A 23666-nucleotide genomic window follows, 5' to 3' on the forward strand; every position below is an offset into this window, starting at 1 on the left:
TGGTGTATATCTCATGAAGGTCAATCTCAAGCATGAAGAAATTCCAGGGTGGATTCGAGATCGAATCGCTTGCCATTGCTGAGCTTTAAGAAGGCCTGTTGGGCTGCTTCCCAATTCACATTCGTATATAGTTCCTTATATTTCTCATAATCATTGATATAGACTTTTTTGCGATGTTTATAGCCAGGATTTTTCACGAGTGCAATAAAAGCTGCCATGTCCTTAAGCATGATTTCTTCCTCACCGAACACTATCACCGGGTTCTCCGAAAAAGGTGTAAATTCTTCAGGATTTTCATCAAAATACCGTAAATATAGTAAAGAAAAACTGTGTTCTTTACCCTTATCTTCATAGATTACTTCGGAGCGATTGAAAAATTCCTCAGGTGAATTGGCCTTTTCTTTTACCAACTCTACGCCTTTCGCAGATATGATTTCCATAGGCTCCCCCTTATCAGTATATGATATAAGTATATTTTACCATAACCCTATTGAGAAGGTTGTATATTATTCCTCATCGGGTTGCTTCTCTGCAGCTGGTGCTTTGAATTCTTCAAAGAAAAGGTCGGCTTCTGCCTCCACATCTTCTTCATTCCCTTCTGGTAAAGGGGGCAAGTCTTCTAAGGAACTTATTCCAAAATAAGTTAAAAATTCTTTTGTAGTACCATACAAAATGGGACGGCCTATTCCCTCTTTCCTCCCAACTTCTTGTATCAGGGAACGAGTAGTAAGGGTCTGGATGGCACGTTCACTCTTCACCCCTCGCAGCTCTTCAATTTCCGACCTGGTAATGGGCTGTTGGTAGGCAATGATAGCAAGTGTTTCTAGAGCTGCTTGTGACAGCCGGGAAGCATGCGGTGTATCTAATAATTGCTTCAAATAGGGAGCATGTTCAGCTTTCGTCGTCATATAGACGATATTCTCCACGGACATCAGGGCAAGACCTCGTTTCTTGTCACTGTAGTCAAATTTCAGACTGTCAAGTATTTCATCGAGCACTTCTCGTTCTACCTCGAGTACATTCCTGAGTTTACTTGTGTTTATTCCCTCTTCCCCGACAGCAAAAAGAAGCCCCTCTACTATCCCTTTATATTCATGAATGTCCATTAATTAATCCTCCATTTTATATACAAGCAATTCGTCAAAGTGCTTTTCTTGCACACAATATATTTCATTTCCTTTCATCAATTCCAACAGGGCCATAAAAGTTACAACAATATGTTGGCGGGATGGCTCTGGAAATAGTTCAAAAAAACTAACAGCGTTTCCTGAGCTGTTAATATACTTCTTAATTTCACTCATTCTCGTTTGTATTGGAATTTCATCGCGTTGAATTTTGGTATCGGTACGACTACTCTCCTGTTTTTTATGGCCTTTCAGTATTTTAGCCATAGCTCCCAGGATGTCATAGATCGACCCCTCGCCTTCACGCACCTCAGGTTTACCGTCTTGAAAATCTTCGAGATTCGAAGGAGGTTTTGTATACGTTCGGTCAGCATTTTCTTCCTTGTGTTTAAGGTGCAACGCAGCATCCTTATATCTACGGTATTCAATCAGACGCCTCATCAATTCTTCCCTAGGGTCTTCTTCCAGTTCTTCTTCATCATCCAAATCAAAGGATTGATTGGGTAAGAGCATCTGGCTTTTCATTGCTAACAGGCTTGCTGCCATTACTAAATATTCACTTGCTATATCCAACTCCAGTTCTTGCATCGTATGGATGAAAGTCATATACTGTTCTGTTATATCAGCGACAGGAATATCGTATATATCGATTTCATACTGGTTGATTAAATGTAAAAGAAGGTCCAGCGGTCCCTCAAATGCGTCTATTTTTACTTGATAACTTTGTTTCATATATGTATTTCCTCCACATTCCAATGGAATGATATTAATACCGCCTAAACAATAAATGGCGATATACTCCTTTATTATCGTAAGATGTATCTTACCAAAAAATCAAAAATTCGTTAACTCCAACATAACAATAAGCAGTGAATACATTCGCAATTGTTCATCTTGTTTATATTTATCGAGCCGTATGGACTAGAAACAGACAGGTAACCAACGCTTGTCATAGAAATTTTGTGATTCTTTCTTCGTCCTCATATATGTTACACTCATGGTATCTTCTAAGAAGGAGCAAATGTAATGATTTATCCCCAAGCCTATACCGATTTTCTAGCCCACTTCAATGGAACGAAAGACTTTTTTGAATGTCATGAAGTACTAGAAGAATATTGGAAAGAAACTACCCCATGCCACCGTGAGTCTGTTTGGGTATGGTTAATTCAGTTCGCTGTAAGTCTCTACCATTACCGTCGGGGGAATGAGAGAGGCGCGCTCAAGCTGTTAAAACGTCTGGAACGCACTTGGAGTGTCCAAGAAGACAATTTAGAAAGCCTGGGTTTACATGCACATGATTTAAAGATCACCTTAACAGAAGTTCACGAATCACTCCGACAAAAAAAACCTTATTACAATGTTAACATTTCAATACTGGATACTGACCTGCAGGATATAGTCGAGAGAAAATGCCAGTACTGGAATGTTCCTTATAACAGGGAAACAGACCCTGGCGACTACTTCCTTACACATAAACATAAGTTAAGAGACCGGCATTCAAGCGAGGATGTAAAAGCAGACCAGCTAAGCCAAAAGTAAATCCATTCCCCAAATGAAATAAGCGCATGTCAATGACATGCGCTTATTTTTATCAGGCTTCAGCAGATTCAGCATCTGAACCAGTTGTGCAGCACTTTTCTAAAAAGCCACTCGTGGCTTCGTCAGCACATACGTGATATTGGTCCTTGTAAAAACCCTTCACGCCTTGCACCATCTTTTTACCAATGCCCATGTTTCGATGAGAAGGATTGACAGTGACATGTTGAATCACCGCTCGTTCACCTTCTTCTAATCGGACACCGACTGCCCCGAGGATATCTTCGTCCTTCCAAAGGAATAACTGCCAATCCTCATTGGTTTCATATTCTTTTATGGTTTGCTGGAGCTTCTTGACATCCTTCTCTTCTGGCATGAATGACAACAGCCCCATAGCAATTTTTTCAAATGTTTTCTTATAACGAATTAACATAGTAACCCCTCATTATGAAAATAACTTTCCTACTCCCATGATGGGCAGGATAAAGGCTGTTTCCGTAATAACCAGCCAAGATCTTCTTATTACTGCTTAATCGCTTCAACAGATCATGGACAGTTGAAGAAATCAATCATTCATGGCTGAAATATTTGCATGTTTTAGAGTGCTATGAAAAACCAGTAGTATAATCCCCATAGTATGCTGAAGGTTAATAAAACGATAAACAAAATCACATTTTTCTTTCTCATTCAGCTTCCCCCGTGTTAATAACCTTTTTAAGCTTCAACGAATAGCATAAGCTAAACTAAAAAATTATTCAAGTTGTCTTATGTAATTGTCTATTTAATAATATATGGAAAAAACGATAGCCATCAGAATATTTCCCCTTCCAATAAAAGGGAATCAGATTGACAACTGATAAATATAAATTGAACCAAAGAAAGGTATTGCCTTCTTCTAACCATAGATAGAGCAAGAAAAAAAAGACCAGGTTCATTAACGGTCCGCTCAATGTTACCATTGCCTCTCTCCAATGAGAAATTCTATAGGGATGCCTGCTCTCTGTATGACCGCCAAGGAAGAATATTGCGTGTATATATAAATGAAGCTTCCCTATTTCGATTTGAAACAATTTCGGTCCAAAGCCGATCCGTACCTTTGCTTCCCCATGGTTGATTAGCACTGTCGGAATGGCATGCCCTAATTCATGGATAAAGATACCTAAAGGAACTACCCAGATCATAGCTGTCAAAAACTCCAACAAACGGTAATCTCTCCCCTCCCGTAAGGATATCATAGATAGAAAAATAGTGAGCCAAAACAGGCCCACTATTCTCCTACTTACTCTTCATCCCACACGCGGACTTCTTTCATTGTATCTCCCGGCTTGATATTCAAGACTGTATCCATTCCTTCAGTCACTTGTCCGAAAACAGTATGGACGCCGTCTAAATGCGGCTGAGGGTCATGTACCAGAAAGAACTGACTGCTTCCAGTATCCTTCCCGGCATGCGCCATTGATAGCGACCCGGCCACGTGTTTGTGCGGGTTCCCTTCCGTTTCACATTTAATTGTTTTACCGGAGCCTCCGCGGCCGGTCCCCGTCGGATCTCCTCCTTGTGCTACAAAACCTGGAATTACCCGGTGGAAAATGACTCCATCATAGAAACCACTGTTGGCTAATTCTTCGAAGTTGGCTACTGTTCCCGGGGCATCTTCCGGGTAAAATTCCAATAAAATTTTTTCTCCTGTTTCAAACGTAATGCTGCCTTTTTTCATGTAAGACTCTCCTCTCCTTTTTTATAAGAGCAATCTAACCTTAGCAAATCTTCATAGCTTTCCCGCTCAATGACAAGTTGATGTTCGCCATTTTCCACGAAAACCACTGCAGCTCTAGGAAAACGGTTGTAATTATTAGACATCGAATAACCATAAGCGCCAGTACTCATTACAGCAAGAATGTCATGATGAGATACTTCCGGTAGCTCTACATCCCATATTAGCATATCTCCGGATTCACAGCACTTCCCTGCAACGGAAACTTTTTCATGCACTGGAGCGTCCATCTGATTGGCCACAACAGCTTCATATTTAGCATGGTACAATGCCGGCCTTAAGTTATCAGTCATACCGCCATCCACAGAAATATACTTTCGGACCCCGGGAATTTCTTTTATAGAGCCGATAGAATATAAAGTTACAGCGGCATCACCGACAATCGCACGGCCCGGTTCTATCCAGATTTCCGGTATTGGATAATTCCGTACGGCAGCCTGTTCATTAACTTCATTAATAAGCGCGTGGGCATAGGCATCTAATTCAAGAGGATCATCATCTTTCGTATAACGGATGCCGAAACCTCCTCCCAGGTTAAGCACATCAGCTATAAATCCGTATTTTACCCGCCATTCTTCCATGGAAGCGAACAGCTTTTTAGTCGCCATCAAAAAACCGCTTGTTTCGAATATCTGTGAACCGATATGGCAATGAAGACCGATAAGATGGATGCGTTCAGTTGCATGGATACGTTCAAACGCTGCATCAGCCTGGCCACTGGATAAGTCAAAACCGAACTTAGAATCCTCCTGCCCGGTCAGAATATAATCATGGGTATGCGCTTCAATACCCGGGGTCACTCTTAACAGCACATCCATTTCTTTCTGCTTATCTTCAAGGATTGCGGTGAGCAAATCGATTTCATAAAAGTTATCAACCACGATACAGCCGATTCCTTGTTCTACAGCCATCTCTAATTCATCTACGCTTTTGTTATTGCCGTGGAGATGGATCTTTTCTACCGGAAAATCTGCCTTTAGCGCCGTATATAATTCTCCCTGGGAGACGACATCAAGACTCAGGTTTTCCTGTTTAGCTACTTGCAGCATCGCCACAGAAGAAAAGGCTTTGCTGGCATAGGCAACCTGAGCCTTCATTCCTCTTTCTTCAAATGTTTTTACGAACGCACGGGCATTTTTACGGATACGCTCGACATCATATACAAATAATGGAGTGCCATACGTTTCTGTTAATGACACTGCATCAATTCCTCCAATAAGTAAATGGCCTTGCTCATTATATGGTAAACTCATGTAGTTCCTTCCTTCCTCTATCAACCATCCAAAATATTTTGATCACTTTCTCCTATATCATACGGGTTGGACCAGTTCAGGGAAACGGCTTCATTTCCTTATTTCGAAACGTACAATAATTGTTTCAGGAGAGCCACAATCAAAAAAGAATGCCCCCAGTGAGGGAAAGACATTCTTATTTGTAAATTATATTAAATTTATCATATGGTGCTAAAACCGGCAAATACCAAATTACGGCTGCCGGTGATTATTTTGAGGATGGACGATACTTGGACGGACTTTGGCTAATGGTACAGAAAGACGGAATAAAATTTGCATCATTGCCTTCATATTGAATGGCAAAAACGGCCAAAAGTAAGGCGTATTTAGTGATTTTGTTCGTGCCAGGGCAAGGATATATATAGTAAAACCAATAGTAAATCCTTTTACCCCAAAGAATGCAGTTAACAACAATAGAAGAATCCTGCTTATTTTATTTGCTACGCTCAATTCATAACTAGGCGTAGCAAAAGTGCCGATAGCCGCTACCGCCACATACAAGATTACTTCAGGCACAAACATGCCTACATCAATCGCAATTTGTCCGATTAGTACAGCAGCTATCAAACCCATCGCAGTTGATAGGGGGGTGGGGGTGTGGATGGCTGCTATCCTTAAAAATTCAATCCCGATATCTGCTATTAATATCTGTATGACGACAGGTATACTGCTTTCTTCATTTGGACCGATGAAAGCAAGCGGTTCAGGAAGCAGAGAAGGCTCCATGACCATCAGCAGCCAGAACGGCAATAAAAACACAGAAGCAAACATACCGATGAACCGAATCCACCTGATGAATGTTCCAACCACCGGCGATTGTCGGTACTCCTCCGCATGTTGGACATGATGAAAAAAAGTAGTAGGAGTAATGATCATACTTGGGGTTGTGTCTACCATAATTAATACATGCCCTTCAAATAGATGGCTGGCAGCAACATCAGGCCTCTCTGTGTAGCGGACCAGTGGAAAAGGGTTAAACCCCTGTTTCACAATATATTCCTCTACCGTTTTATCAGCCATCGAAAGACCATCAATTTCTATATTCTTTACCTCTTCTTTTACAAGCTTCACTAATCCTGGATCAGCCACGTCTTTCAAGTAAGATATACATATATCTGTTTTCGACCTTGTACCTGATTTGATAATTTCATGCCGCAACCTTCCGTCCCTGATCCTTCTTCGAGTCAAAGCTGTGTTTTCAATAATATTCTCTGTATAACCGTCACGTGATCCACGGACGACTTTTTCGGTATCGGGCTCCTCAGGTGACCTCCCTGGATAAGATCTCACATCAATGATGAACGCTTTTTTCTCACCCTCAACAAAGATGACAGCCAATCCTGATAGTAGCTGGGTAATACATTCCTCCATAGATTCAACAATTTCCACTTGTTGATGGACAAGATGTTCATATATTCCTTCAAACACTTTTCTTGTTCTTGGTTGTTCCGCTTCCCACTCCATCAACTCTTTCATCAACTCAATCACATAGTCTGTATCAACAAGACCTGTAACATAATACATATTCAGCTTTCTGCCTAAAATCGGAAACTGCCGGAAACCTACATCAAAGGATTCTTCTATGCCTACTTGCTCGTCCATGAATTTTTCAATATCATGTAAACGTGACATTACATGGGTTTCTTGTTGATTATCCATTACGTTCTCCTTTCTCTATCGCCCGTCTAAGTGAAAATCCGGATTCTTTACCCTTTTGGTTTAAAAATGACAGCGATCAGAAATCCGAACAAAATCGCTGAGGCGATGCCGGCTGATGTAAGCTGGAATATCCCAGTTGCTATCCCGATAAATCCATGCTCTTTCGTTTGCTCCATGGCACCATGAAGCAAGGAATGGCCGAAGCTTGTAATAGGAACGGTTGCTCCCGCTCCTGCAAATTCAATCAAGTTATCGTATAAATCAAAAGCATCCAGGACGGCTCCTGCTACTACAAAGGATGACATGACATGAGCTGGCGTCAGCTTTGCAACATCCAGGAGCAGTTGCCCGATGACACAAATGCCTCCTCCAACCAGGAATGCCCATAGATAAACCATCATGCTCCCTCCTCTCGCATGAGTACCACACCGTGAGCAATCGCAGGAATGGACTCCTTCTGCTGCACCATGGTCGGACTCATCAACGCCCCAGTAGCTACTACAAGAATTTTGTTGTATTTTCCTGAAGCCAGGTCATCCAGTAACTTCCCATAAGTCACAACAGCTGAGCAGGCACATCCACTACCGCCACTGAAGACTGGCTGGTCACTATGATAGATCATCAAGCCACAATCATTATGGACCTCTTCGACATTAAATCCATCTTCTTTCAGCATATCCCGTACGATAGGAGTTCCTACAGAAGATAAATCCCCAGTGACAATCAAATCATAATCTTTCGGGGAGCGGCCCATGTCCTGAAAATGGTTCTTGATGGTATCGTAAGCAGCTGGTGCCATCGCCGAACCCATATCGAATGGATCCTTTGTTCCATAATCCATGACCCGTCCGATTGTGGCAGCCTCCACTCGTATATTTGATTTTTGTTTGGAGATCATTACGGCACCACTTCCTGTAACAGTAAAAGTGGCTGTCTTTGGTTTTTGCCCACCATATTCCGTTGGATAACGGAACTGCCTCTCTGCTGTAGCGTTATGGGAACTTACAGCGGCAATTACTTGATCTGCAAAACCTCCATCAATTAAAGAAGCACCAGTAGCCAGCGTTTCCATAGATGTCGAGCAGGCACCAAACATACATAGAAAAGGTAGCCCCAACTCCTTAGCAACATAATTCGCAGTAACATTTTGATTAAGTAAGTCACCGGCAAGGAACAAATCCATCTCCGAACGATCTTTGCCTGATTTTTGTAAACAGGCATTGACTGCATCCTTCATCAATTGGCGTTCAGCCAACTCCCAATTGTCTTGATTGCAGTGTAATTCCTGGTACGTTTGATCAAAACTTTCCCCTAAAGGACCAGCTGCTTCCAGCGGACCTACAGCTGTTCCTGCAGCGTTAATATAGATGGCACTATTATATAACCAAGACTGCTGTCCCATTTTACCCATGATTGTTCCTCCTAGAAGAAATGTTGCCAAGTATATCTCAGCATGCCAAGAACATATGCTGCCACTACTCCAAATACGATGACTGACCCGGCAAGCTTGAACAAGTTGGTAGCTACGCCAAGAACTAATCCCTCACTCTTATGTTCGAGAGCGGCAGATGTTATCGAGTTAGCAAATCCGGTGACCGGTACTGCCGATCCCGCACCAGCAAACTGGCCGAGTTTATCATATACACCAAAGCCGGTTAACAAAGCAGCTGTAAAGATTAACGTCGTTACTGTAGGGTTGACCGCTTCTTTTTCAGAAAAGTTTAGTACGTTCACGTAGAAGTCTGTCACCGCCTGGCCGATGACACATATCAGTCCCCCAACGATAAAAGCCTTCAGACAGTTCCAAAAGTAATTTGGTTTTGGCTGGTAATTTTTAATAGTTTTATTGTATTGAGCCTGCACAAATTTATCGCTCATGTTCTTACCTCCAAGTTTCATTTCACGAATAGGAGCCAGTGGAATAAAGAGCCGGTTATTTTACCCAGCACTAGAGCCATCATTAATAACAATAACTGCCCCTCCATCCCGATTCGTTTCGTAAGGAGGGGAAATACATTCAATACTTCCGTAAGAGCGGCGGCCAGCATACCGATAAAAATCCCGTGCAGTAAGCCCCAAATGCCAATGACGACATCAGGCAGAAAAATAGCCTGATCACCGAAAGAAAGATATATTCCTGCAAAGGTTCCTATAATTACAGCTGATTCGTAGCTTCGTACTTTGTTGGTCGCACCGCTTAATTGCATCAATCGCGGGATGATTCCTAAGACAGTCAGGAAAGCAACAAAACCTGTTCCTACTGCTATTCCTGCAGCCAGCCCTATCAGGATTTCAAGAAGAATGGTTATCATCGTTGTTTTCCACCTTATTTTCATTAACGGCTACATAGGAATCCATACTCTGTTGATACTTAAACACTTCTACTTCTAATGGAGACGGTTCTTCATTGATCTTCTTATTAAATACATGATTGAAAAATAGGATCATACCAAGTCCAAGCCCTATCGAATAAGGGATTTGAATCCAAACAGGATGTTTCTTCTGTTCTCCTGTAAGCATAAAATGAAGTTTTTGATGCACCGCTTCCATACTAACGTCATAGTGGAAGTTCATGATTGCCATTGCTGCTCCTACAAATAGCAATACCCATATGCCTGCAACCATCCATAATGGAGGTTTTCGCTTCTTGGTAATAATAGTAATGATCGTCTGCGGAGGCCCTATGAGCTGAACCTCAACCGCTGGAAATGACTCAGCAATCTTTTCTATTACTACAAAACCATCTATAACAATGATGTTTTTGTCTTTTTTCGTTATATAGTGAAGTGGCAGTGTTTCCAGCTTTTCTTTTAAAGTTATAGAACAAGCGAGATAGGCGATGTCTTTAAGGAGTACAGGCCGATAACTTGTCATATCCACCTTTTTCCGCAGCCGAACATATACGATATTTCCCATATAAACTACCCTTTCGACATGAGCCTTTGTTTCTTAGTATGGATAGTAACGGGAAAAACATGCACCGGGAAACAGGTATGAAGACATACAAAAAGACGCATCGTAGGCAATGCGTCCATCGTAGAGATTAATCAGGCTCCATTTGCTCTTTAATCTCTTTCAATATTTTCTTTTCTAACCTTGATACCTGTACTTGGGATATGCCAAGGCGTTCTGCCACTTCCGTCTGGGTCTGATCCTTGAAATAGCGAAGATAAATAATCAGTCGTTCTCTTTTATCCAGTTTGCGGATGACATCCTGTAGCATCATTTTATCAAACCACTTGGTATCATCTTCAGCCATCTGATCCAGTAAGGTGATTGGATCTCCATCATTTTCATATACGGTTTCATGTATAGATTGAGGCGCCCTGCCTGCTTCTTCGGCAAGTACCACTTCTTCTGTAGTCATTTCCAGTGCCTTAGCCATTTCTTCGATAGTCGGCGATCTGCCATACTCTTTGGTCAATTCTTCTTTTTTCCGCCGAATCTTATTGTTTGTCTCTTTCAATGACCTGCTGACTTTCACACTGCCATCATCACGGATAAACCGCTGAATTTCACCAATAATCATCGGCACAGCATAAGTGGAGAACTTCACTTCATAGCTCAAGTCGAATTTATCTACGGACTTCAACAACCCGATACACCCGATTTGGAACAGGTCTTCCTGATCGTAACCACGGTGGATGTATCGCTGCACTACCGACCAGACCAATCGGACATTTCTTTCGACTAACATGTCTCTTGCTTCCTGATCACCCTTTTGACTTCGGGCGATCAATGCCCTGACATCTTCATCAGTCAACCGCTTATTTTTTTGACTCACATCCACATTCATCGCAGGCCCCTAATTACAATACGCTTTATTTGTACTTAAATGCTTGATCAAGCGGACCGTCGTGCCTTCTTCAGGGCTAGAAATGACATCGACCTTGTCCATGAAATTTTCCATGATCGTGAAACCCATTCCTGATCGTTCTAATTCCGGTTTCGATGTGTATAATGGCTCTCTCGCCTCTTCAATATCCGCGATCCCTTCCCCATGGTCTTGAATCATCAGTTCCATCTCGCCATCATCGAGCGAGCAGGAAATATATATTTTCCCATCCGGACGTTCATGATAGCCATGGATAATCGCATTAGTAACTGCTTCGGATACAACCGTCTTGATTTCTGTGAGTTCTTCCATCGTCGGGTCAAGCTGGCTTACGAATGCGGCAACTGTCACACGAGCGAATGACTCATTTTGACTGATACTAGAAAACTCCAGGTTCATACTATTTTTCATGAAGCCACCCCCAGCATCTCTAATGCGAACTCTTCATTATCGACAAGCTTCATGATTTTGAACATACCCGATAAATCAAAGAGTCGTTTGACTTCAGGAGATATAGAGCAAATAACCATCTCTCCTCCCATTGCATTAATTTCCTTGTATCTGCCTAAAATCACACCAAGACCAGAGCTATCCATGAAATCCAGACCCTCCAAATTCAAGATAACATTTCGTACCTGGTGCTGATTAAGAATCGCTTTCCATTCTTTCTTAAGACCCTCCGCTTCATGGTGATCCAATTCACCAACCAACCGAACTAGAAGGACGTCTTCTTTGCGGGCAAAATCGACACTTAGACTCACTATGTTTACCTCCTCTTTCTTTGCGTTAGTGAGTCTTTTTCTTTACTGACTTCCTGATTTCCTGCATGGTGACAAAACTAGTGAAGATACGCTAAATGTTTAGCTTAATTGACATTTTGTCACCGGTGGGCCATCTTACCCAGCGTCCTTTTGAAGAGCTGCCACACGTTTCCTTGTTTAATATTCGTCTCTGCTACCAAAGGAACTTCAGTAAGTACTTTTTCACCCTGCATCACCTTCAAAGTAGCTAATTGACTTCCCTTTTCAATCGGAAGCTTAACCTCACTCTCGTACTCTAAAGAGGTCGTGACATTTTCCAAATTCTCACCCTTACGCTTCAATAAAGTGACAGGTGTTTTGGTGACAAGATCCAATTCAGGGGTATCTGCTCGATCTAAATGTAAGGTGGTCATCGCATATCCTTTATCATAGAGTTGTTCTGTTTCAAACTGGTTATAAGAGTAATCAAGCATCCTGGCAATATTCGCATTTCTCTCTTTTGGTGTCTTCGCCCCCATGACTACCGCTATCATACGCATGCCATTCTTCTCAGCAGTCGCAGTTAAACAATATTTAGCTTCATTCGTATAACCGGTCTTCAGTCCATCGACACCTTTATAGTGCTTAACCAGCTTATTCGTATTTACCAGCCAAAACTCATTTTCCTGACCTTTTCTCAAATAATCTTCATAGATGCTCGTGTAGTTTGTTATATCCTCATACTTTAATAAATTCTGAGCCATTACTGCCATGTCATAAGCTGTACTGTAATGGTTTTCTTCTGGAAGCCCTGTCGTATTTTGAAATTTGGTATTCTTCAGGCCTAGTTCCTTCGCCTTATCATTCATTTTTTGGACAAAGGCTTCTTCACTTCCCGCTATTCTCTCCGCTAATGCAACACTGGCATCGTTACCAGAGGCCACAGCTACTCCTTTGAGAAGATCTGCTACAGTCATTTCTTCTCCGGCTTCAAGAAATATTTGTGACCCTCCCATCGATGCAGCACGCTCACTGATTCTGACACTTTCTTCAAGCGCAATGGTTTTATCCTCTAATGCTTCCATAATCAAAAGCAATGTCATAATTTTTGTCATGCTTGCCGGGGGAAGTTTTTCATGGGCATTCTTATCATAAAGGATGGTCCCACTACTGTTCTCCATCAGTACTGCAGACTTGGTCCCTTCCGTAAGTTCTATTTGATTGGACTCCTGTCCATAGGTTACGGGGATGATTAACGTATTTACCAGCAAGAATACTGTAAAATAAATGGCTATCTTCTTCATTCACTTTTCCCTCCATTCATAGTTATAGTTATATTTTCCAACCATCTATCGTTTTATTACGAAACACGGAGAAAATTATTTAATAAACGATATATTTATTATGTAAACAAAAGGAAGGAGTAGATATATACATGTTATGGAAGAATCAATTCCGAAAAAACCAGCGAGGATCATTTTTAATAACTTAACCATCCCAACACCTGGATGAGGACTAATTCAAAATAAAATCGCCCCTATCCTTAAGATGGATAGAGGCGCCTGGCAGAGACGGTTTAATTTATTACTTTATGGATCAAAGTAGGTGCTGTAATTGTTTCTTTTGTGATGGTATATGCCTCTTTCACTTTAGTGATAGAGTCTGTCGGATTTTCTTCATCACTGTTTAAAACAACGAGAGGTTCGCCCGTTTTAACTTGATCACCGATTTTCTTCTTAAGCGTAATGCCTACTGCATGGTTGATGGTATCATCTTTTGTCGCTCTTCCAGCTCCGAGATACATGGCTGCAACACCGATCGATTCGGCGTCGATAGCTGAGACATAGCCATCCTCTTCAGCAGTAACTTCTACATGATACTTGGATTGTGGAAGTTTATCCAAATCATCAATCATCGCAGTATCGCCCCCCTGAGCACCAATAAAGTTACGGAATGCTTCGAATGCTTTCCCGTTTTCCAGGTTCTTCTCCAGGGTTTCATACGCTTCGTTATAATCAGAGAATACTTCTGCTAACACGGTCATGTGAGATGCGATTTCGAGAGATAGTTTGCGGAGGTCTTCCACATTCTTACCTTGCAAAATCTCTGCCGCTTCTTTAATTTCATTGGCATTACCAACTTCGTAGCCAAGCGGCTGATTCATATCACTTATGACAGCAACCGTGTTTCTGCCAAGGTTTTTACCAATATTCACCATTTCACGCGCTAACGCTTCAGAATCTTCCAACGTTTTCATAAATGCTCCAGAACCCGTTTTTACATCCAGGACGATACTGTCTGCTCCAGAAGCAAGCTTCTTGCTCATAATGGAACCGGCAATCAAAGGAATGGAATCCACTGTTGCAGTGACATCACGCAAAGCATATAGCTTCTTATCTGCCGGAGCCAGGTTACCCGTCTGTCCAGCTACAGCCAGCTTGTGGGTGTTGACGTTGTTAATGAATTCCTCTTTGGTCATTTCAATATGGAAGTTCTTAATCGCTTCTAATTTATCCAGCGTTCCACCCGTGTGACCAAGTCCTCTTCCCGACATCTTTGCAACCGGAACACCGACAGATGCAACCAGTGGACCTACGATGAAAGTAACTTTATCACCTACACCGCCGGTAGAATGTTTATCAACAATATGGCCTTCGATTCCAGAAAGATCAATTGTTTCTCCAGAATCTACCATCGCCTGTGTCAATGTTGCCGTCTCTTTTTCTGTCATTCCTTTGAAATAAATAGCCATTGTTAATGCGGAAGCTTGATAATCAGGAATGTCACCGTTTGTATATCCTGTTACAAAGAACTTGATTTCTTCCTCATTAAGCTCAAGCCCATTCCGTTTCTTCTGGATCACGTCTACCATTCTCATTGTGCTCATCCTCCCCTATTAAGATGCGGGTATTGACTTTAAGATTTCTTTTACAAAACCAAGAAAATCCTCCCGGACCTGTGCTGTCGTCTCGATAACCTCGTCATGAGTAAGCGGCTGATCCAAAATACCAGCTGCCATATTTGAAATACAGGAGATGCCCAGAACCTTAATACCAGAATGGCTTGCTACAATAACCTCTGGTACCGTAGACATTCCTACCGCATCTCCCCCCACAGTCCGCAGCATTTTGACTTCGGCTGCTGTTTCATAAGCTGGGCCGGTATTCCCTACATACACTCCATTTCTCACCTTTAGACCTAGATTATCCGCACACTTCTGAGCAGTTTCAATTAATTCCTTATTATAGGCTTGTGACATGTCAGGGAATCGAGGCCCCATTTCCTCGTCGTTCTTACCAATCAGCGGACTATCTCCCATATTGTTAATGTGATCGTTGATGATCATAAGATCCCCTGGATTGAAGTCCTTGTTGACACCACCGGCAGCATTGGTTACAAACATTGTTTCAATGCCCAATTGTTTCATGACACGAACCGGGAATGTCACTTGCTGCATAGTATACCCTTCATAATAGTGAAAACGACCTTGCATCGCGATAACTTGATGCCCTTCCAGTTTCCCGATAACCAATTGCCCTTTATGGCCAGATACTGTGGATTCAGGAAAATGAGGAATTTCGCCGTATGGAATTACGACCGGGTTTTTGATTTCCTCTGCCAACACCCCAAGCCCTGAACCGAGTATCAAACCTACGCTTGGTTTTTCTGGCAGCTTATCCATTATAAATGAAGCTGATTGTTTAATTTCTTCCATATTCATGGTTAACCCTCCGTTATTTAATATCATTCAAAAAGCTTTGACCGTACTCTGGCATTTTAATATTGAAATTATCGGATACCGTAGCACCGATATCAGCAAATGTTTTACGCTGTTCCAAACGTTTCCCTTCATTGATTCCTTTATGATAGGCAAGCAACGGCACCAATTCACGGGTATGATCTGTACCGTGATGGATTGGATCATTGCCATGGTCTGCAGTTATCAACAACAAATCATCTTCCTTTAATTTCTCTAACACTTGTGGAAGTCTTGCATCAAAAGCTTCCAATGCTTCCCCATACCCTTGAGGATCACGGCGATGACCAAATTTCGCATCAAAATCGACAAGGTTAAGGAAATTCAAACCACGGAAGTCTTTATCCATGGAGGTCACTAATTGATCCATTCCGTCCATATTATCACTCGTACGAATGGATTCTGTGACACCTTCCCCATCATAAATATCCGAAATTTTTCCTAGAGCGATGACATCCAATCCTTCGTCTTTCATTTCATTCATAACGGTACGGCCAAAAGGCTTTAATGCATAGTCATGGCGATTAGGCGTCCGTTCAAATGCACCTGGCTCCCCTACAAACGGACGTGCGATGACACGACCGACCATATATTTTTCGTCGCGAGTCAATTCTCTGGCTGTTTCACAGATTTCATATAATTCTTCAAGGGGCACAACATCTTCATGAGCTGCGATCTGCAATACAGAATCAGCAGATGTATATACGATCAACGCCCCAGTCTTTATATGTTCTTCGCCTAATTCCTTTAAAATCTCTGTACCGGAAGCAGGCTTATTGCCGATAATCTTTCGTCCAGTACGTTGAACCAGTTCCTGGAGCAGCTCATCCGGGAAACCGTCAGGGAAGGTACGGAAAGGCTTATCGATGTACAAGCCCATGATCTCCCAATGGCCAGTCATGGTATCTTTCCCATTAGAAGCTTCCTGCATTGTAGTATAATGAGCTTTTGGCTTAGCAGCCTCTTCAATCCCTTTAATATTGCGAATGTTGCTTATGCCTAACTCCCCCATATTCGGCATATTCAATCCGTCCATATGTTCAGCGATATGGCCAAGCGTATTCGCTCCTTCATCATTGAACTTAGCAGCATCAGGCGCCTCACCGATCCCTACTGAATCCATTACAATCAAAAATACTCGCTTGAATTCATTCATGATAAAACCTCCTATTGATTACATTCCTTATCCTTACCATTTTCACACAAAACATCGAGATGTAGGATGTCAGACAACTAATTTTGTAAAAAAGAGTTTATGCTCGCGGATGGTACGAGCGATAAACGTCTTTTAATCGCGTTTTACTTACATGTGTGTATACCTGTGTAGTTGAAATATCAGCATGCCCCAGCATTTCCTGGACAGCTCGCAAGTCAGCCCCGTTTTCTAACAGATGAGTGGCAAATGAGTGCCGCAATGTATGAGGGGTTATTGGCTTTTGAATCCCGACATCACGGGCAACCGCTTTCAATATCTTCCAAAAACCCTGCCTTGATAATGAATTACCATGATGATTGACAAAAAGTTCTTCCGTCTGCTTTTTCTTGAGCAGGCTTGGACGTGAGCGGTTTAAATAGTCTTCGACAGCTTCCTTAGCCATATCTCCCAGCGGAATAATACGCTCCTTCGCCCCTTTTCCGAAACATCTGACAAATCCCATGGTAAGATGCAGGTCTGTCACTTTCAAAGAAACCAGTTCAGACACGCGCAAACCAGTAGCGTATAACATCTCAAGCATCGCCCGGTTACGAATGGTAAGTGGATCATTTCCTTGCAAGTTCAACAACTTGTCCACCTCTGCCATGGAAAGTACTTTCGGCAGCTTGCGCTCTTTTTTGGGAGTCTCGATATGCAGGCTCGGATCATGGCTGCTCAGCTTTTCCCTGACTAAAAATTGATGAAAAAGCCGAAGAGATGATAAAAGCCGAGCTATCGTAGCAGAAGAGCGGCCTTCATCCGTTAAATGATACATGTATTGCATGATATGTGACCTTGACACTTCATCCCAATCATTAATCGAAAAACTATCATCCAAAAAATTACCATATTGTCTTAAGTCACGTTGATAGGACTTAATTGTATTCTCCGATAACCCTCTTTCCACAGTTAAATAGTGGAAAAAATCCTCCAATGCATGCTTCAGCATACGTCTCTACTCTCCCAATTGAAAAAAAATCGATAACCGCTCTGGCCAGCTGATATCTTCCTGATTGAATACTTTCACAGCAGCCCCTTTCGGTTCATCATAACGATGATAGCGCTCATATTCCTGATGAACCATTCGTAAAGCCATATAAAAAAAGGAAGTACAAAGGACAAATATAATGAGAACCTTCAATGTATCCTTGAGGAACAACCAAACGTGTTTCATCAGCACGCCCCCTTGTCTATCTCCTTAACAAGGTATGCCATTCCTATCGGAAAATATACATAAAAAGAAGATTCCAATCTACTTTAAACGTACAATAATTCTAATAGAATGTAAAGAAATTCCGATCTCCACCTGAAGACACCTTGAAATGGGTCTCCTGCCACCCTTTACACCTATATATTTTATCACATTAAGCACCTTGCCTAGCTGCAAAAAACAACAAAAAAGTGAACACGATTACCGCATTCACCATTGTACAATTTATACCATTAACCGGTCCATCAGGATTTAACTGTTTCTTTTTGACAGACCCGGCATATTCCATGAAAAGTCAGTCGATGATCCTTCACCTGGAATCCCCACTGGTTTTCCACTATTTTTTCTACATCCCCAAGAAGGTCTTCTTCAATCTCTTCCACTGATCCACACTCGATACAAACAAGGTGATGGTGAAAATGTTCCGCACCTTCTTTTCGTAAATCATACCGGGAAACACCGTCCCCGAAATTTATTTTATCAACAATTTTCAATTCAGATAATAGCTCCAATGTCCGGTAGACTGTAGCCAGTCCTATCTCAGGCGCCTTCTCTTTTACAAGGAGGTAAACATCTTCAGCACTTAAATGATCCTCTTCATTTTCCAGCAATACTCGTACCGTCGCTTCTCGTTGAGGTGTTAGTTTATAGCTTTGAGAATGCAACTGCTTTTTAATCCGTTCGATCCGATGTTCCATGTAGCGTCCCCCTCCCGCGCAATTCCATTTTAATTATAAGCACAGAAGGAACCAGTGTCAAATTACAATCATTATAATTTATTGTTTGTAATTATTATTAAATAATACAATACCCAATTATTTATAAAGCCATTTTACAACCCATTCCAGCGTTTGGTTAGAGAGAAAGGCTTCTATAAAAGCTGCAATGACAAGACATGCGATTAAGATGGAAAAAAGAATCCCATATTGAAGAAAAATTGTCATGATCGGTTGATGTACCCGCTTCGAAAAAAGCTGCCGGAATAAGGTGATGGAAAAAATCATAGCTAATGCTCCAGCTATTAAATAAATCGGTATAATCAATAGATTCTGTGGAGCAATCGAAACGGAAGAAATCAAAAGCCCATACCATCCCATCTGATTTACGAGGAACCCTACAGAGAATCCAACGACCAAACCTTTAATGAATAGCAATACGGTGATGATCGGCATACCAATAACAGAAATTCCTAATATAAATATCAGCAACATATATTTCAAGTGATAAGCAAGGCTATCCCAAAATAGAGTCGGCTTTGATACGACATCTGTATTCATCATCTGCTGAAAAAATTGATTCAAATAAAAGTACAAGTCCTGTTTTTGGATAAAATTCATACTGTTAACGATAATAGCTCCAAAAATGATTCCAATTAAAAATAGCACGGAAATGAAAATATAAATATTCATATAACTGGTAAAATGATTCTTCAAAACCCGCTGCTGTGCGTACATCCGTTCCTCCACCCCTTCCAAGCTATCTATTACAACTCTATGAAGTGATGGAAGGAAGTAGACCAATGTTTCTATGAATTTCTCCTGATCTTCCCATACTTGCCTCCCCCGCCGGCATCAATTGCTAGTTCTCCTTTCCTCAATGCCATAATCCCTTTCGCAAGTTTATCCGGAACGACTTCTCTTAATTCCGTTCTCTTCGCATGATGAATCACAGCCATTTCCGTACCGAAGACATCAAGAAGCTTTTCATAAGTCTTCGGACCAAGAGAAGGCAAATATTCAAGAGGCACCTGGTAGATGTAAGGGGGACGATTCTTGATAGTGGCGTTCGGCGAAGCAAGTTCTTCTATCCTTTCCGCCACACCTTTAATTACCTTTTTGGAATGACAGACCGGGCAAGGAACTTTGTACTCTGCTAATGTAGCGCCACAGTCGTTGCAGACGGTTTGATGGTATTTGCCTAACAATGGATTCATACCATAATTGGCCAATACTCTCCTGTCTTGCTGACCTTTGAGTGCTAAGCCTAATTCTTGAAACGTAGGTTCAAGAAGTTCTACCCTCTGATATTCCCGGCCGATTTTTCCTAAAGAATGGGCGTCTGAGTTAGAAACGAATGGATAACGGGATAATTCCTCAATACTATCTGCCATGTCTGTATCAGAGCTCAAACCTAATTCTATGGCATCAATTTTTTCCGGGTTCAGTACTTCCGCTAACGATTTATGAACCCCTTTGCCGTATAGGCTTTTGAACGGAGTGAACACATGGGCGGGAATAAACCAGCCACCAAGGCTTTGGACATAATCCTGCAGTTCCCCTGCTGTTCCATAATAGCGCTGAGAGCTCAAATTTATATTTTTCATTCGTGCAGACAGCCAAGTGGTGAACTCTTTCATCAATGAAAAATAAGGGAAATAGCACAACACATGAATCGGTCCCTGGCAGAAGTCATCATAGATTTCTATTTCTGAACCTAAAATCAACGTGGTATTCTCATAGCGGATACCTCCTCCCGCCATCTCCTGAGCCCGTCCGCTCGAAAGGAAATCTTCAAGCTCCGCCTGTACGCTGGGTGCGTGGCTGTCAATCACTCCAATGATCTCCATTCCTTTTCGTCTGCTTGCTTCCCTCAAAATATTTGTCAGCGTGAGCGATTTGCCCCCACTGATTTTGACCGGGCGTCCATTCCAGTCTCTTCCAATATGAATATGAAGGTCGACGTTATAGATTGAAAAAGACATCTTCATTCTCCCCTGGTTTTCAAATAAAGCAGCGCATAGGCAGTTTTGGCGTCATGAATACGCTTTTCTTCCATGAGACGTTCCGCTTCCCCAAGAGGAAGTTCATACTTTTCAACAAATTCATCCTCATCTCCTGCAATGTCCTCCTGCAGGCGTTTCAGCTGGTTTGTGAAATATACATACACAAGTTCATCTGCAAACCCCGGCGAAGTGTAAAAGGAGGTGACAAGTTCCAGGTGGTCCGTCGTATATCCTGTCTCTTCTTCCAGTTCGCGTTTAGCAGTAACCTCTGGTGCTTCTCCATCTTCCAGCTTCCCAGCTGGGATTTCCAGGATGCTTTTCTCCAAAGCTTTGCGGTATTGTTCAACGAAAACGATGTTATTTTCCTCTGTCAATGCTATAATCGCTACAGCACCAGGATGTTTGATTAATTCTCGTTTAGATGTGTTGCCATCGGGTAAAGTAACACTGTCTACCTGAAGTTTAATTACTTTCCCGTCAAATATCTTCTCTGTATCTATTGTTTTTTCTTCAAATTTTTTCACAAAAATACCCCTCTCTGCTATCGCGCACACTACCGCCATTCTAACATATTGAGAATGGCGGTTATAACTATTTTCTAGGAAAGGGATGGTACGATGAATAAACGACAACTGGGAAAATCAGACCTTTATCTATCCGAAATCAGCCTGGGCTGCATGAACCTCGGAACAGAGGAGAGTAAAGCAAAGGATATCATCGACCGAGCGCTGGATGCCGGAATCAACTATTTAGACACCGCTGATTTATATGATTTCGGCGAGAATGAAAAGGTAGTAGGAAAAGCGATCAAACACCGGCGTGAAGATATCATTCTCGGCACCAAAGTTGGAAACCATTTTGATAAAGAGAAAGAGGATTGGCATTGGGACCCATCGAAGGAACATATCAAAAATGGCGTAAAAGACAGCCTTCAGCGGCTTCAGACCGATTACATCGACCTCTATCAGCTCCACGGGGGTACGATAGATGATAACATTGGAGAAACATTAGAAGCTTTTGAAGATTTGAAGCAGGATGGTCTAATTAGAGAGTATGGAATTTCATCAATCCGCCCAAATGTCATCCGTGAATATGTCGAGCGTTCCAGCATGGTAAGTGTCATGATGCAATATAATATGTTAGACCGCCGGCCGGAAGAAGAAATCCTCGACCTGCTTCACAACAATAATATCAGTGTCCTCGCCCGCGGACCGCTTGCCAAAGGGATGCTCAGCAATAAAGGAGCAAAAGTTGCGGAGGCGAAGGCAAAAGACGGATTCCTGGATTATAGTTATGAAGAGATGCTGGCACTGACTGAAAAACTTGAGGATTATGGTAATGAAGCACGTACACTCAACGCGCTGGCTCTTCAATATGTCCTGCACCACCCAGCTGTAGCTACGGCCGTATTTGGAGCAAGCTCCTTGGAACAGGTAGAAGACAACTTGAGCTTCCTGGAAGCCGCTCCATTGACCGAGCAGATTTATGGTGAAATCCAGGCGTTGACCAGCCCGATCACCTATCAAAAACACCGGTAATACCTGAAATCCGCCCTGTTCTTAGGTGCTTTAAAAAGTCTCAGATAAATGTTGTTGTAGATTTAGACTTATTCAACTATCGGGCCGAAAAGTCGAAGACTTGATTTCGAGATATCTGAGGGGTCTTTACCATAATAGTGTCAGGGCTGGTTTGGGAACTGGCGAGCTTCCTCGGGCTATCGCCCTGTGGGATCTCGCCTAGATCCTTCTCCCACGGGAGTCTCGCAGTTTCCCAACCACCCCATCCGAAGGATGAGAGAAAAGAACCCCGCATAGCTGAAAAAATCTTCCACGATTACCGAATAATATGACTCGAGGTTGAAGGTTACAAGCAGGCTTTTATAAGTAGCTCACTATTGTTGAAGTACTGCTTTCCCATAAACGCAAGGAGGGCCGGGAAATTGCGAGACTCCTCGAAAATGCTACGCATTTCCTTCGTGCGGTGTTTATTCAAGAAGCTTATTCAAAGTCCTATGGGATGAACATGAGCGGTGAGATCCCGCAAGGCGAAGCCTGAGGAAGCTCACCCCATGCCCACGGAAAGCGATCCGTTTTCCCAGCCACCATAACCGCTACTTAACGTTTCGAAACTGAGTCTTCAGCAATTGGGAGCTTAACTTTAATATCAACATGTGGTTTAACAAAGCTTTAAATAAAATCAGACTGCCTGATGGAGTATGCTCCACAGGCAGCCGTTTACTTGAACTTTTTCCAGTCCATTTCACTTTCTTCGAGCAGTTCTTCAAAACTCTTATTTGCTTCTTTCTTCTTTCGTTCCTCTATTTTACGCTTTCTCTCTCGTTCCTTGTCCTGCTCTTCCTTTTGTTTCAACTGTGATTTTTTTGACTTCAATTGGCTGACGATATCGGCATTCAGCCGGTCACTCAACGAGCCTTGCTCGTTGATACGTTTCTTACTCATGCGCTGTCTCCTTTCATCACTTCCGAACCTGGGATTACAGGATTGAGAACTCCGTTCGGGCTGCTTAAGCGAAGCTTCCCATTCACTATTTCCAGCCGGAGACTCTTCTCAAAAAAGACGGCCTGCTGTTGGTGAAGAATCACTTCAAAATCCTCATTATCTACACCTTGATCCCAATCGGTTCTTGTGTCCGTCCAACGGAGGGTCGGAACGCCATTCACCCCGCATCCACAGCCTTCCGTGTCATAATACAGCCGTAAATACCTGCGGTTATCAGGATTCAACGCTTGCAATTGTTCTTTCGCTTCATTAGTTATCTTCAATTCCATTTCTATCCCCCCTATGAGTATAATCATAAGGAAT

At 42.2% G+C, this 23666-nt stretch carries 30 protein-coding genes; 2 read left to right on the plus strand and 28 right to left on the minus strand.

Translation table 11 applies throughout. The features are described from left to right. Positions 1-26 precede the first annotated feature (26 nt). The 3 genes from FHS45_RS07185 to FHS45_RS07195 all read right to left on the minus strand — a co-directional run bounded on the left by FHS45_RS07185 (position 27) and on the right by FHS45_RS07195 (position 1856). Positions 27-440, minus strand: a complete 414-nt coding sequence (locus FHS45_RS07185) for a hypothetical protein (RefSeq protein WP_062446474.1) — start codon at positions 438-440, stop codon at positions 27-29. A 66-nt stretch (positions 441-506) separates the two neighbouring features. After that, positions 507-1106, minus strand: a complete 600-nt coding sequence (scpB, locus tag FHS45_RS07190; RefSeq protein ID WP_062446476.1) for an SMC-Scp complex subunit ScpB — start codon at positions 1104-1106, stop codon at positions 507-509. 3 nt (positions 1107-1109) lie between these two features. After that, positions 1110-1856, minus strand: coding sequence for a segregation/condensation protein A (locus FHS45_RS07195; protein WP_062446479.1), 747 nt, complete (start codon positions 1854-1856; stop codon positions 1110-1112). Positions 1857-2150: 294 nt separating this feature from the next. Here FHS45_RS07195 and FHS45_RS07200 point away from each other — a divergent pair, with 294 nt between their 5' ends. Then, a complete protein-coding gene (locus tag FHS45_RS07200) occupies positions 2151-2663 on the plus strand; it encodes a DUF309 domain-containing protein (protein WP_062446480.1) in 513 nt (170 codons plus the stop codon). A 52-nt stretch (positions 2664-2715) separates the two neighbouring features. Here the strand turns inward: FHS45_RS07200 and FHS45_RS07205 are convergent, their stop codons facing one another. The 23 genes from FHS45_RS07205 to FHS45_RS07315 form a co-directional block, all read right to left on the minus strand. Next, positions 2716-3093 carry a GNAT family N-acetyltransferase gene (locus FHS45_RS07205; RefSeq protein WP_062446482.1) on the minus strand — a complete coding sequence of 126 codons (378 nt, stop codon included), beginning with the start codon at positions 3091-3093 and terminating at the stop codon, positions 2716-2718. 322 nt (positions 3094-3415) lie between these two features. Then, positions 3416-3841: a site-2 protease family protein gene (locus FHS45_RS07210; RefSeq protein ID WP_166761377.1), complete on the minus strand. Its 426-nt coding sequence runs from the start codon at positions 3839-3841 to the stop codon at positions 3416-3418. Positions 3842-3939: 98 nt separating this feature from the next. Beyond that, entirely contained in the window at positions 3940-4377 is a 438-nt protein-coding gene (locus FHS45_RS07215; RefSeq protein ID WP_062446487.1) for a peptidylprolyl isomerase, read from the minus strand. Beyond that, positions 4374-5687: a diaminopimelate decarboxylase gene (gene lysA, locus FHS45_RS07220; protein ID WP_062446490.1), complete on the minus strand. Its 1314-nt coding sequence runs from the start codon at positions 5685-5687 to the stop codon at positions 4374-4376. The genes FHS45_RS07215 and lysA overlap by 4 nt, the downstream gene beginning before the upstream one ends. A 231-nt stretch (positions 5688-5918) precedes the next feature. After that, positions 5919-7385, minus strand: coding sequence for a spore germination protein (locus FHS45_RS07225; protein ID WP_062446492.1), 1467 nt, complete (start codon positions 7383-7385; stop codon positions 5919-5921). A gap of 47 nt (positions 7386-7432) precedes the next feature. Continuing rightward, complete coding sequence (spoVAE, locus tag FHS45_RS07230; RefSeq protein ID WP_062446493.1) at positions 7433-7783, minus strand: stage V sporulation protein AE; 351 nt, start codon at positions 7781-7783, stop codon at positions 7433-7435. Then, positions 7783-8796: a stage V sporulation protein AD gene (gene spoVAD, locus FHS45_RS07235; RefSeq protein WP_062446495.1), complete on the minus strand. Its 1014-nt coding sequence runs from the start codon at positions 8794-8796 to the stop codon at positions 7783-7785. Before spoVAD ends, spoVAE begins: the two co-directional genes overlap by 1 nt. An 11-nt stretch (positions 8797-8807) precedes the next feature. Next, on the minus strand, positions 8808-9263 hold the full coding sequence (spoVAC, locus tag FHS45_RS07240) for a stage V sporulation protein AC (RefSeq protein WP_062446497.1): 456 nt from the start codon (positions 9261-9263) through the stop codon (positions 8808-8810). A gap of 17 nt (positions 9264-9280) precedes the next feature. Then, positions 9281-9697 (minus strand): stage V sporulation protein AB, encoded by a 417-nt coding sequence (locus FHS45_RS07245; RefSeq protein ID WP_062446499.1) that lies wholly within the window; start codon positions 9695-9697, stop codon positions 9281-9283. After that, entirely contained in the window at positions 9678-10301 is a 624-nt protein-coding gene (locus FHS45_RS07250; RefSeq protein WP_062446502.1) for a stage V sporulation protein AA, read from the minus strand. Before FHS45_RS07250 ends, FHS45_RS07245 begins: the two co-directional genes overlap by 20 nt. A gap of 127 nt (positions 10302-10428) precedes the next feature. Next, a complete protein-coding gene (gene sigF / locus FHS45_RS07255) occupies positions 10429-11181 on the minus strand; it encodes an RNA polymerase sporulation sigma factor SigF (RefSeq protein ID WP_062446504.1) in 753 nt (250 codons plus the stop codon). A 9-nt stretch (positions 11182-11190) separates the two neighbouring features. Continuing rightward, on the minus strand, positions 11191-11631 hold the full coding sequence (spoIIAB, locus tag FHS45_RS07260; RefSeq protein ID WP_062446506.1) for an anti-sigma F factor: 441 nt from the start codon (positions 11629-11631) through the stop codon (positions 11191-11193). Beyond that, positions 11628-11981, minus strand: coding sequence for an anti-sigma F factor antagonist (gene spoIIAA, locus FHS45_RS07265; RefSeq protein ID WP_062446508.1), 354 nt, complete (start codon positions 11979-11981; stop codon positions 11628-11630). Before spoIIAA ends, spoIIAB begins: the two co-directional genes overlap by 4 nt. A 119-nt stretch (positions 11982-12100) precedes the next feature. Then, a complete protein-coding gene (locus FHS45_RS07270; protein WP_166761378.1) occupies positions 12101-13264 on the minus strand; it encodes a D-alanyl-D-alanine carboxypeptidase family protein in 1164 nt (387 codons plus the stop codon). 272 nt (positions 13265-13536) lie between these two features. Continuing rightward, entirely contained in the window at positions 13537-14838 is a 1302-nt protein-coding gene (locus FHS45_RS07275) for a pyrimidine-nucleoside phosphorylase (RefSeq protein WP_062446512.1), read from the minus strand. 18 nt (positions 14839-14856) lie between these two features. Continuing rightward, positions 14857-15681, minus strand: coding sequence for a purine-nucleoside phosphorylase (locus FHS45_RS07280; RefSeq protein ID WP_062446515.1), 825 nt, complete (start codon positions 15679-15681; stop codon positions 14857-14859). Positions 15682-15694: 13 nt separating this feature from the next. Continuing rightward, positions 15695-16873, minus strand: a complete 1179-nt coding sequence (gene deoB / locus FHS45_RS07285; RefSeq protein ID WP_062446517.1) for a phosphopentomutase — start codon at positions 16871-16873, stop codon at positions 15695-15697. Between the two features lie 97 nt (positions 16874-16970). After that, positions 16971-17861 (minus strand): site-specific tyrosine recombinase XerD, encoded by an 891-nt coding sequence (gene xerD / locus FHS45_RS07290; RefSeq protein ID WP_062446519.1) that lies wholly within the window; start codon positions 17859-17861, stop codon positions 16971-16973. 6 nt (positions 17862-17867) lie between these two features. Then, positions 17868-18086 carry a YqzK family protein gene (locus FHS45_RS07295; RefSeq protein WP_085508759.1) on the minus strand — a complete coding sequence of 73 codons (219 nt, stop codon included), beginning with the start codon at positions 18084-18086 and terminating at the stop codon, positions 17868-17870. A gap of 281 nt (positions 18087-18367) precedes the next feature. Then, positions 18368-18820 (minus strand): ferric iron uptake transcriptional regulator, encoded by a 453-nt coding sequence (fur, locus tag FHS45_RS07300; RefSeq protein ID WP_062446520.1) that lies wholly within the window; start codon positions 18818-18820, stop codon positions 18368-18370. 117 nt (positions 18821-18937) lie between these two features. Then, on the minus strand, positions 18938-19555 hold the full coding sequence (gene spoIIM / locus FHS45_RS07305) for a stage II sporulation protein M (RefSeq protein WP_341829884.1): 618 nt from the start codon (positions 19553-19555) through the stop codon (positions 18938-18940). 92 nt (positions 19556-19647) lie between these two features. Next, on the minus strand, positions 19648-20823 hold the full coding sequence (locus FHS45_RS07310; RefSeq protein ID WP_062446524.1) for an endonuclease Q family protein: 1176 nt from the start codon (positions 20821-20823) through the stop codon (positions 19648-19650). Positions 20824-20825: 2 nt separating this feature from the next. Then, a complete protein-coding gene (locus FHS45_RS07315; RefSeq protein ID WP_181949540.1) occupies positions 20826-21368 on the minus strand; it encodes an NUDIX hydrolase in 543 nt (180 codons plus the stop codon). Positions 21369-21461: 93 nt separating this feature from the next. On the opposite strand from FHS45_RS07315, the gene FHS45_RS07320 reads away from it, so the two are divergent. Continuing rightward, a complete protein-coding gene (locus FHS45_RS07320; protein ID WP_062446528.1) occupies positions 21462-22382 on the plus strand; it encodes an aldo/keto reductase in 921 nt (306 codons plus the stop codon). A gap of 696 nt (positions 22383-23078) precedes the next feature. Here the strand turns inward: FHS45_RS07320 and FHS45_RS07325 are convergent. Together FHS45_RS07325 and FHS45_RS07330 are read right to left on the minus strand one after the other, a co-directional pair. Further along, on the minus strand, positions 23079-23303 hold the full coding sequence (locus FHS45_RS07325) for a DUF3886 domain-containing protein (RefSeq protein ID WP_062446532.1): 225 nt from the start codon (positions 23301-23303) through the stop codon (positions 23079-23081). Then, positions 23300-23632 carry an iron-sulfur cluster biosynthesis family protein gene (locus FHS45_RS07330; RefSeq protein WP_062446534.1) on the minus strand — a complete coding sequence of 111 codons (333 nt, stop codon included), beginning with the start codon at positions 23630-23632 and terminating at the stop codon, positions 23300-23302. The genes FHS45_RS07325 and FHS45_RS07330 overlap by 4 nt, the downstream gene beginning before the upstream one ends. Positions 23633-23666 lie beyond the last annotated feature (34 nt).

The organism is Thalassobacillus devorans (assembly GCF_011761345.1).
In the GTDB taxonomy this organism is placed as follows: domain Bacteria; phylum Bacillota; class Bacilli; order Bacillales; family Halobacillaceae; genus Thalassobacillus; species Thalassobacillus devorans.

What these genes read in the sequence shown, in the direction of transcription:
- FHS45_RS07185 (WP_062446474.1), bottom strand. Translation starts at nt 440, where the DNA reads ATGGAAATCATATCTGCGAAAGGCGTAGAGTTGGTAAAAGAAAAGGCC.
- scpB (WP_062446476.1), bottom strand. Translation starts at nt 1,106, where the DNA reads ATGGACATTCATGAATATAAAGGGATAGTAGAGGGGCTTCTTTTTGCT.
- FHS45_RS07195 (WP_062446479.1), bottom strand. Translation starts at nt 1,856, where the DNA reads ATGAAACAAAGTTATCAAGTAAAAATAGACGCATTTGAGGGACCGCTG.
- FHS45_RS07200 (WP_062446480.1), top strand. Translation starts at nt 2,151, where the DNA reads ATGATTTATCCCCAAGCCTATACCGATTTTCTAGCCCACTTCAATGGA.
- FHS45_RS07205 (WP_062446482.1), bottom strand. Translation starts at nt 3,093, where the DNA reads ATGTTAATTCGTTATAAGAAAACATTTGAAAAAATTGCTATGGGGCTG.
- FHS45_RS07210 (WP_166761377.1), bottom strand. Translation starts at nt 3,841, where the DNA reads ATGATCTGGGTAGTTCCTTTAGGTATCTTTATCCATGAATTAGGGCAT.
- FHS45_RS07215 (WP_062446487.1), bottom strand. Translation starts at nt 4,377, where the DNA reads ATGAAAAAAGGCAGCATTACGTTTGAAACAGGAGAAAAAATTTTATTG.
- lysA (WP_062446490.1), bottom strand. Translation starts at nt 5,687, where the DNA reads ATGAGTTTACCATATAATGAGCAAGGCCATTTACTTATTGGAGGAATT.
- FHS45_RS07225 (WP_062446492.1), bottom strand. Translation starts at nt 7,385, where the DNA reads ATGGATAATCAACAAGAAACCCATGTAATGTCACGTTTACATGATATT.
- spoVAE (WP_062446493.1), bottom strand. Translation starts at nt 7,783, where the DNA reads ATGGTTTATCTATGGGCATTCCTGGTTGGAGGAGGCATTTGTGTCATC.
- spoVAD (WP_062446495.1), bottom strand. Translation starts at nt 8,796, where the DNA reads ATGGGTAAAATGGGACAGCAGTCTTGGTTATATAATAGTGCCATCTAT.
- spoVAC (WP_062446497.1), bottom strand. Translation starts at nt 9,263, where the DNA reads ATGAGCGATAAATTTGTGCAGGCTCAATACAATAAAACTATTAAAAAT.
- FHS45_RS07245 (WP_062446499.1), bottom strand. Translation starts at nt 9,697, where the DNA reads ATGATAACCATTCTTCTTGAAATCCTGATAGGGCTGGCTGCAGGAATA.
- FHS45_RS07250 (WP_062446502.1), bottom strand. Translation starts at nt 10,301, where the DNA reads ATGGGAAATATCGTATATGTTCGGCTGCGGAAAAAGGTGGATATGACA.
- sigF (WP_062446504.1), bottom strand. Translation starts at nt 11,181, where the DNA reads ATGAATGTGGATGTGAGTCAAAAAAATAAGCGGTTGACTGATGAAGAT.
- spoIIAB (WP_062446506.1), bottom strand. Translation starts at nt 11,631, where the DNA reads ATGAAAAATAGTATGAACCTGGAGTTTTCTAGTATCAGTCAAAATGAG.
- FHS45_RS07270 (WP_166761378.1), bottom strand. Translation starts at nt 13,264, where the DNA reads ATGAAGAAGATAGCCATTTATTTTACAGTATTCTTGCTGGTAAATACG.
- FHS45_RS07275 (WP_062446512.1), bottom strand. Translation starts at nt 14,838, where the DNA reads ATGAGAATGGTAGACGTGATCCAGAAGAAACGGAATGGGCTTGAGCTT.
- FHS45_RS07280 (WP_062446515.1), bottom strand. Translation starts at nt 15,681, where the DNA reads ATGAATATGGAAGAAATTAAACAATCAGCTTCATTTATAATGGATAAG.
- deoB (WP_062446517.1), bottom strand. Translation starts at nt 16,873, where the DNA reads ATGAATGAATTCAAGCGAGTATTTTTGATTGTAATGGATTCAGTAGGG.
- xerD (WP_062446519.1), bottom strand. Translation starts at nt 17,861, where the DNA reads ATGCTGAAGCATGCATTGGAGGATTTTTTCCACTATTTAACTGTGGAA.
- FHS45_RS07295 (WP_085508759.1), bottom strand. Translation starts at nt 18,086, where the DNA reads ATGAAACACGTTTGGTTGTTCCTCAAGGATACATTGAAGGTTCTCATT.
- fur (WP_062446520.1), bottom strand. Translation starts at nt 18,820, where the DNA reads ATGGAACATCGGATCGAACGGATTAAAAAGCAGTTGCATTCTCAAAGC.
- FHS45_RS07310 (WP_062446524.1), bottom strand. Translation starts at nt 20,823, where the DNA reads ATGTCTTTTTCAATCTATAACGTCGACCTTCATATTCATATTGGAAGA.
- FHS45_RS07320 (WP_062446528.1), top strand. Translation starts at nt 21,462, where the DNA reads ATGAATAAACGACAACTGGGAAAATCAGACCTTTATCTATCCGAAATC.
- FHS45_RS07325 (WP_062446532.1), bottom strand. Translation starts at nt 23,303, where the DNA reads ATGAGTAAGAAACGTATCAACGAGCAAGGCTCGTTGAGTGACCGGCTG.
- FHS45_RS07330 (WP_062446534.1), bottom strand. Translation starts at nt 23,632, where the DNA reads ATGGAATTGAAGATAACTAATGAAGCGAAAGAACAATTGCAAGCGTTG.